The organism is Curtobacterium sp. NPDC089991 (genome assembly GCF_044748425.1).
Taxonomy (GTDB): domain Bacteria; phylum Actinomycetota; class Actinomycetes; order Actinomycetales; family Microbacteriaceae; genus Curtobacterium.
Genome location: NZ_JBIVGB010000002.1, coordinates 851,832 through 858,838, shown reverse-complemented (window position 1 = coordinate 858,838; position 7,007 = coordinate 851,832). Strand labels below are relative to the sequence as shown.

Annotated in this window: 7 protein-coding genes and 1 rRNA gene; all 8 read left to right on the top strand. The window is 72.0% G+C overall.

Annotated features, from left to right (window positions below; genetic code table 11):
• Positions 1 to 88 (top strand): 5S ribosomal RNA (gene rrf / locus ACIPV1_RS09350); the annotation flags it as partial.
• A 393-nt stretch (positions 89 to 481) separates the two neighbouring features.
• A complete protein-coding gene (locus ACIPV1_RS09345) occupies positions 482 to 1,525 on the top strand; it encodes a hypothetical protein (RefSeq protein WP_402726241.1) in 1,044 nt (347 codons plus the stop codon).
• Positions 1,516 to 2,331 carry a hypothetical protein gene (locus ACIPV1_RS09340; RefSeq protein ID WP_402726240.1) on the top strand — a complete coding sequence of 272 codons (816 nt, stop codon included), beginning with the start codon at positions 1,516 to 1,518 and terminating at the stop codon, positions 2,329 to 2,331. Before ACIPV1_RS09345 ends, ACIPV1_RS09340 begins: the two co-directional genes overlap by 10 nt.
• 31 nt (positions 2,332 to 2,362) lie before the next feature.
• Positions 2,363 to 3,334 carry an HAD-IIA family hydrolase gene (locus ACIPV1_RS09335; protein ID WP_123294974.1) on the top strand — a complete coding sequence of 324 codons (972 nt, stop codon included), beginning with the start codon at positions 2,363 to 2,365 and terminating at the stop codon, positions 3,332 to 3,334.
• A 10-nt stretch (positions 3,335 to 3,344) separates the two neighbouring features.
• Positions 3,345 to 3,512, top strand: a complete 168-nt coding sequence (locus ACIPV1_RS09330) for a hypothetical protein (protein ID WP_402726239.1) — start codon at positions 3,345 to 3,347, stop codon at positions 3,510 to 3,512.
• 13 nt (positions 3,513 to 3,525) lie between these two features.
• The gene (locus ACIPV1_RS09325) at positions 3,526 to 4,338 is read left to right on the top strand and encodes a TlyA family RNA methyltransferase (RefSeq protein ID WP_402726238.1); all 813 of its coding nucleotides are present in this window, start codon (positions 3,526 to 3,528) and stop codon (positions 4,336 to 4,338) included.
• Positions 4,335 to 5,264 carry an NAD kinase gene (locus ACIPV1_RS09320; RefSeq protein WP_111086586.1) on the top strand — a complete coding sequence of 310 codons (930 nt, stop codon included), beginning with the start codon at positions 4,335 to 4,337 and terminating at the stop codon, positions 5,262 to 5,264. The genes ACIPV1_RS09325 and ACIPV1_RS09320 overlap by 4 nt, the downstream gene beginning before the upstream one ends.
• Positions 5,265 to 5,289: 25 nt before the next feature.
• Complete coding sequence (gene recN, locus ACIPV1_RS09315) at positions 5,290 to 6,984, top strand: DNA repair protein RecN (RefSeq protein ID WP_402726237.1); 1,695 nt, start codon at positions 5,290 to 5,292, stop codon at positions 6,982 to 6,984.
• Positions 6,985 to 7,007 lie beyond the last annotated feature (23 nt).

The following is a 7,007-nucleotide window of genomic DNA, read 5'->3' as shown; positions in this document are numbered from 1 at the left end:
CGGTCACATTCCGAACCCGGAAGCTAAGCCTCTCAGCGCCGATGGTACTGCAAGGGGGACCTTGTGGGAGAGTAGGACGCCGCCGGACTTAACGTAAGAAGATGTGGCCATCGGCCCTCCATCGTGAATTCGCAGGGGAGACCCTCGTTCACGGTGGTGGCCGGTGGCCATTTCTGTTTTGCCGCTCGTCGCTCGACGTCGGCTCCGGTTCGTGATGGACTGGAGCTCGAACGTCGGTCCGACCGACGCGGCACCCAACACAACGACACAGCGGACGAACGCCCGGCCTTCGGCTCGGGCACGCGATGAGGAGCAACGGTGGCGAACGACGACGAGCGGCGGAACGACGGCGACCGGGGAGACCGACCCCGACGGGACGACCGAGCCCCTCGACGCGACGGAGGTCCGCGCGGAGACGCTGCGGGCGGAGGTCGTTGGTCGTCCGGTCCGCGTGACTTCGAACGCCGTGAGGGCGACCGCCGTGACCGTCCTGAGCGCTCCGACCGTCCGTTCCGCGACGGCGCTGCAGGTCGCGGCAGTGCGCCGCGGAGCGGTGGCGACCGTCCGTTCCGCTCCGGAGACCGTGACGATCGTCCGTCGTGGCGGAGCGATCGCGGCGACTCCGGCCGTCCGCCGCGCGGCGACGGCCCCCGCGGTGCTGAGCGTCCGCGCCGCGACGGGGACCGTCCGTTCCGGTCGGACCGCCCCGCGCGTGACGGCGACCGTCCCGCCTACCGTGGTGGTTCGGATCGTCCGCGTCGTGATGGCGACCGTCCCGCGTACCGCGGTGGCTCGGACCGTCCCGACCGTCCCGACCGTCCCGACCGTCCCGCCCGTGATGGCGACCGTCCCGGGTACGGCGGCGGCTCCGACCGTCCCGCCCGCGATGGCGATCGTCCTGCTCACCGTGGTGGGTCGGATCGTCCGCGTCGTGATGGCGACCGCCCGTACCAGGGCGGTTCGGATCGTCCCCGTCGTGATGGTGACCGTCCCGCGTACCGCGGCGGCTCTGACCGTCCTGCTCGCGATGGAGACCGCCCGTACCGCGGCGGCTCTGACCGCCCGGCTCGTGATGGCGACCGTCCGTCGTACCGTGGCGGTTCATCGGACCGTCCGCGTCGTGACGGCGACCGTCCCGCGTACCGCGGCGGCTCTGACCGTCCCGCATACCGCGGTGGCTCCGACCGTCCGGCCCGCGACGGCGACCGTCCGGCTCGCGACGGCGACCGTCCGGCCCGCGACGGCGACCGTCCGCGTCGTGACGGCGACCGTCCGTCCTTCCGGGGTGCTTCGGACCGTCCGGCCCGCGGTGGCGACCGCCCGCGTCAGGACGGTGGCGACGACCGACGCCGCTTCGGCGACGGGACGCGTCACGCCGGCGCACGGTTCGGCGAGGCAGCCCGCGACGACTGGGAAGACCGCGACCCGTACGGCACGAAGTCGATCCGTCCGCGCCACGACGACCCGGACATCCCCGACGAGATCGATGCGCGCGACCTCGACCCCGCGGCGCGCATGGAGCTGAAGACGCTCAGCAAGGACAACGCCGACTGGGTCGCCCGGCACCTCGTGGCCGCGGCGCTGTTCGTCGACGAGGACCCCGCTCTGGCGAACGAGCACGCCCTGAGCGCCGCCCGCCGTGCCGGACGCGTCGGTGTCGTCCGCGAGACCGCTGCGATCACGGCGTACCGCCTGGGGGACTTCGCGACCGCGCTGCGCGAGCTCCGCACCTACCGGCGCATCTCCGGCCGCAACGACCAGCTCCCGATGATGGTGGACTGCGAACGAGGCCTCGGCCGCCCCGAGCGTGCGCTCGAACTCGGCCGTTCGGTGGAGCGTGCCGCGCTCGACACCGCGGTGCAGGTCGAACTCGCGATCGCGATGTCCGGCGCACGCATCGACCTCGGGAACCCCACAGCTGCCCTGGGCGAGCTGGAGATTCCACAGCTGGACCCGTCCACGGCCTACACGTGGTCACCGGCGCTCTACAGTGCTTACGCGGCCACGCTCGAAGAGCTCGGCCGCCAGGACGAGGCCGACGAGTGGTGGGCCCGTGTCGACCGTGCGGCAACGGCTCTCGCCGAAGCCGCCGACGAGAACGCTTGGGAGACAGTTGATGTGGTCGAGGAAACGCTCGAAGTCGAAGAACACGGAGACGCCGGCGAGCTCGACGACACCGACCAGCTCGACGACGACGACGCCGACCTCGACGACGACGACGAACCAGCCCTCGCCGAGCCCGACGTCGTCGGCGAACCCGGCGATGCCGACGAGCCCGGCGAGCTCGACGACGACAACCCGCGCGACGTCGACGGCTCCGCAGCCGACTGACGTCCCGACCGCGCCGACGGACGGCGTCGACGTGGTGCTCACGGACCTCGACGGCGTCGTCTACCGGGGGCGGAACGCCATCCCGCACGCGGTCGAGGCGCTCACACGGGCCTCGCTGACCGCACGGGTCGGGTACATCACCAACAACGCGTCCCGACGACCGATCGACGTCGCCGAGCACCTCGAGCGCTACGGGCTCGAGGTGTCCGAGGACGACGTCGTCACGTCGTCGCAGGCGGGCGTGCAGCTCCTGTCGACGCTGGTGCCCGCCGGCGCGACGGTGCTCGTCACCGGTGGGCTGGGACTGTCGAGCATCGTCGAGGCCGCCGGCTTCACGGTGACGACCAGTGCCGAGGACTCCCCGGCCGCGGTCATCCAGGGCTTCTCCCCGGACCTCGGGTGGAAGGAACTGGCCGAGGCGTCGTTCGCGTTGGCCGACCCGGCGATCCCGTGGGTCGCCACGAACATGGACTGGTCGATCCCGGTCGAGCGCGGCATCGCCCCGGGCAACGGCACGCTCGTGTCCGCGGTCCACCAGGCCGTGGGGCGGATGCCCGTGGTCGCCGGCAAGCCGGAGCGCCCGATCTTCGACGCCGCGGTCGAGCGGTTCGGCGGCGGGAAGACACTGTTCATCGGCGACCGTCTCGACACCGACATCAAGGGAGCGAACGACGTCGGGATCCCGAGCGTCCTCGTGCTCACGGGCATCGACCAGGCGAAGCAGGTGCTCGCGGCCGATCAGCGCTCGCGTCCGTTGTTCGTGCTCGAGGACCTCCGTGGCCTGTCCGAGCCCTACCCGGTGACCGTCCGGCGGCAGGACGACGACGGCACGCGGTACGTCACCGTCGGCAGCGCCACCGTGGCGATGCGGGGGCACGTGGTGCGGGTGCTCGACGCCGGCAGCGACATCGATCGGCTCCGTGCCGGCGCAGCGCTGATCTGGGAGTCCGGTCTGGCCATCTACGGCCTCGACGTGGACCCGCAGCTGTACGGCGGCGAGTAGCGTGTCGGACGTGCCGAACCCCGAGCAGCCGTCCGCCGACCTGGAACCGCAGGACGAGTTCGCCGCGCGCACCTCGGCGGCCGAGACCCTGCCGCTCGTCGAACGTGCAGACTCGTTCTCGGCACTCCACGACGAGCTGCGCACGCGGCTCGAGAGCGGCGGCACCGCGAGTGCCTGAACCGGACGGAGCCGTGCCCGACGCGACCCCGGTCCGCCTCGACGCCCTGCTCGCGACACGTGGCCTCGCGCGCTCGCGCACCGCTGCCACCAAGCTCATCCAGGACGGCCGGGTGACGGTCGACGGTCGTCCTGTCGTGAAGCCCTCCACCCCGACCTCGCCGGCTGCCGACATCGTGGTCGACGCGGCCGACGAGTGGGTCTCCCGCGCTGCCCAGAAGCTGGTCGGGGCGCTCGATGCGTTCGGCGTCGACCCGTCCGGCCGTGTGGTGCTCGACGTCGGTGCGAGCACGGGTGGCTTCACGCAGGTGCTCCTGGCCCGAGGTGCTCGCCGGGTCATCGCGCTCGACGTCGGGCACGGGCAACTGCACCCCACGATCGCCGTCGACGAGCGTGTCGCAGTGGTCGAGGGCACCAACGCCCGCAGCCTGACCCGGTCGGACTACCTCGCGCTCGACGGCGCTGCAGCCGAGACGACCCTGGTGGTCGGCGACCTGTCTTTCATCTCCCTCCGGCTCGTGCTGCCCGCCCTGGCCGAGGCCGTCCCCGCCGACGACTTCGTCCTGTTGGTGAAGCCGCAGTTCGAGGTCGGCCGCGGTGGGGTGCGCGAGGGCATCGTGCACGATGCGGCACTCCGCGACGACGCCCTGATGAACGTGCTGTGGGCGGCGTGGGACCTGGGCTTCGGGACCACCGGGCTCGCGGCGTCGCCGATCATCGGGACGCACGGGAACCACGAGTACCTCGCGCGCTTCCAGCGTGGTGTCGGTGGCAATCCGACAGAATGGAGAGTCCGGGCAACCGAACTCACAGAGGGGACCGCATGAGCGACGACCGGCACATCCTGCTCGTCTCCCACACGGGTCGCCGTGACTCGATCGACGCTGCGGTCGAGGTCTGCGACCTCCTGCACGCCGCCGGTCTGATCCCGGTGATGCCGTTCGACGAGTACGCCGACATCCGGCGGGCCGAAGCTTCGGTGGGGCAGGTCGACATCCTGGGGGTCGACGTCCAGGCGGACCAGCTCGAGATCGTCATCGTGCTCGGCGGCGACGGCACGATCCTTCGTGCGGCCGAACTCGTGCGCGAGACGCGGGCGCCGATCGTCGGCGTGAACCTCGGGCACGTGGGCTTCCTGGCGGAGAGCGAGCGGGACGCCCTCGCCGAGACCGTCGAGCGTGCCCTGTCGGGTGAGTACCACGTCGAGGAGCGCGTCACCCTGCAGGTCGACGTGGTCGTCGGCAACCAGATCGTCTACTCGAGTTGGGCGCTCAACGAGGCCACCATCGAGAAGGCCTCGCGCGAGCGCATGCTCGAAGTGGTGACCGAGGTCGACGGTCGCCCGCTGTCCTCGTTCGGGTGCGACGGCGTCGTCGTGTCGACCCCCACCGGGTCCACGGCGTACTCGTTCTCCGGCGGCGGCCCGATCGTCTGGCCGGACGTCGACGCTCTGCTCATGGTGCCGCTCAGCGCGCACGCCCTGTTCGCCCGCCCGATCGTGGTGGGCCCGGACTGCACGCTCGCGATCGAGGTCCTGCGGCGCACGAGCGGTGTCGGGGTGCTGTGGTGCGACGGTCGCCGGACGCACGACCTGCCGCCGGGCGCTCGCGTCGAGGTCCGACGGTCGCCGGACCCCGTGCGGGTCGCGCGCCTCAAGGACGCTCCGTTCACCGACCGGTTGGTCGCGAAGTTCCGGCTCCCGGTCACCGGGTGGCGCGGGCCGCAGACCGACGAGGACGAGGACCACCTGTGACCGGCCGAGGCGAGGAGCACCACCGATGATCGAGGAGATCGCGATCCGTGACCTCGGGGTCATCGGCGAGACCACGCTCGAACTCGGTCCGGGGTTCACCGTCGTCACGGGCGAGACCGGTGCCGGCAAGACCATGATCGTCACGGCCCTCGGGCTGTTGCTCGGTGCTCGGGCGGACGCCGGTTCGGTCCGCCGTGGTGCTTCGAGCGCCGTGGTCGAGGGCCGGTGGAACGTCCCCGAGCACGCTGCCGTCGCCGAACGCGTCGAGGACGCCGGCGGCGCGGTGGAGGACGGCGAACTGATCCTCACGCGCACGGTCTCGGCCGAGGGGCGCAGCCGTGCGACCGTCGGGGGCCGCAGCGCTCCCGTCGCCGTGCTCGGTGAACTCGCGGACCAGCTCGTGACGGTGCACGGCCAGTCCGACCAGATCCGACTGACCTCGTCGACCGCGCAGCGTGCGGCGCTCGACGGCTTCGGCGGGGCGGCCCTCGAGAAGGCCCTGAACCGGTACGTCGCCGCGTACGACGCGTGGCAGCAGCACACGGGCGAACTCGAGACACTGACGCGCGACCGCGACGAGCGGGTGGCCGAAGCCGACCGGATCCGCGCTGCCTCGGACGAGATCGAAGCGGCCGACCCGCAGCCCGGCGAGGACGTCGAGCTCGCCGAGCGCGCCGACCGGCTCGGCAACCTCGAGGAACTCCGGCTGTCCGCGGCCCTGGCGCACGAGGCCCTGTCCAGCGAGTCCCTCGACGGCGTCTCCGACGTCGTCGGCCTGGTCGAGTCCGCCCGACGCGCCGTCGAGCGGGTCGCCGACTCCGACGCCGCCCTGCAGCCCGTGCTCGAACAGCTCACGGAGCTCGGCATCCAGGCGGCCGAGGCCTCGGCGAGCATCTCCAGCTACCTCGGCTCGCTCGAGCCCGAGGCCGGTCACGACCTCGAGCTCATCAACGAACGGCGCGCCCTGCTCGCCGGCCTCACCCGCAAGTACGGCGAGACCGTCGACGACGTCATCGACTACGGGCAGCGGGCGAGCGACCGCCTGCTCGAGCTGGACGGCGACGACGACCGCATCGCGGCGCTCCAGCAGTCCGTCGAACAGGACGAACAGGCGCTCGGGGCTGCCGCGGCCGCGTTGACCGGTGCCCGCACGAAGGCGGCAGCGGACCTCGCGAAGCGCGTCACGACCGAGCTGAAGACGCTCGCGATGGCCGGCGCCACCCTGGTGGTCGAGGTCACCGACGCGGGGGAGTACCGCCGACACGGACGCGACCAGGTGTCGATCCTGCTGCAGCCGCACTCCGGCACGGATCCCCGACCGATCGGCAAGGGGGCATCGGGCGGCGAGCTCTCGCGCGTGATGCTCGCGATCGAGGTCGTGATGGCCGGCAGCACGACCGTGCCGACGTTCGTCTTCGACGAGGTCGACGCCGGCGTGGGCGGTGCCGCGGCGATCGAGATCGGCCGTCGGCTGGCGAAGCTCGCCGAGCGCACGCAGGTCATCGTCGTCACGCACCTGGCGCAGGTCGCGGCGTTCGCGAACAACCACCTCAACGTGGTGAAGGACGCCAGCGGCGCCGTGACCTCGTCGAGCGTGCGACGGCTCGAGGGCGAGGACCGACTGCAGGAGATGGCGCGGTTGCTCTCGGGACTCGGCGACAGCGCGAGCGGCGTGGAACACGCCCGCGAACTGCTCGACGTGGCCGGCCAGACGGCCTGACCTGCCACGCGGCCGCAAGCAAG

What these genes read in the sequence shown, in the direction of transcription:
- ACIPV1_RS09320 (WP_111086586.1), top strand. Translation starts at nt 4,335, where the DNA reads ATGAGCGACGACCGGCACATCCTGCTCGTCTCCCACACGGGTCGCCGT.
- recN (WP_402726237.1), top strand. Translation starts at nt 5,290, where the DNA reads ATGATCGAGGAGATCGCGATCCGTGACCTCGGGGTCATCGGCGAGACC.
- ACIPV1_RS09340 (WP_402726240.1), top strand. Translation starts at nt 1,516, where the DNA reads ATGGAGCTGAAGACGCTCAGCAAGGACAACGCCGACTGGGTCGCCCGG.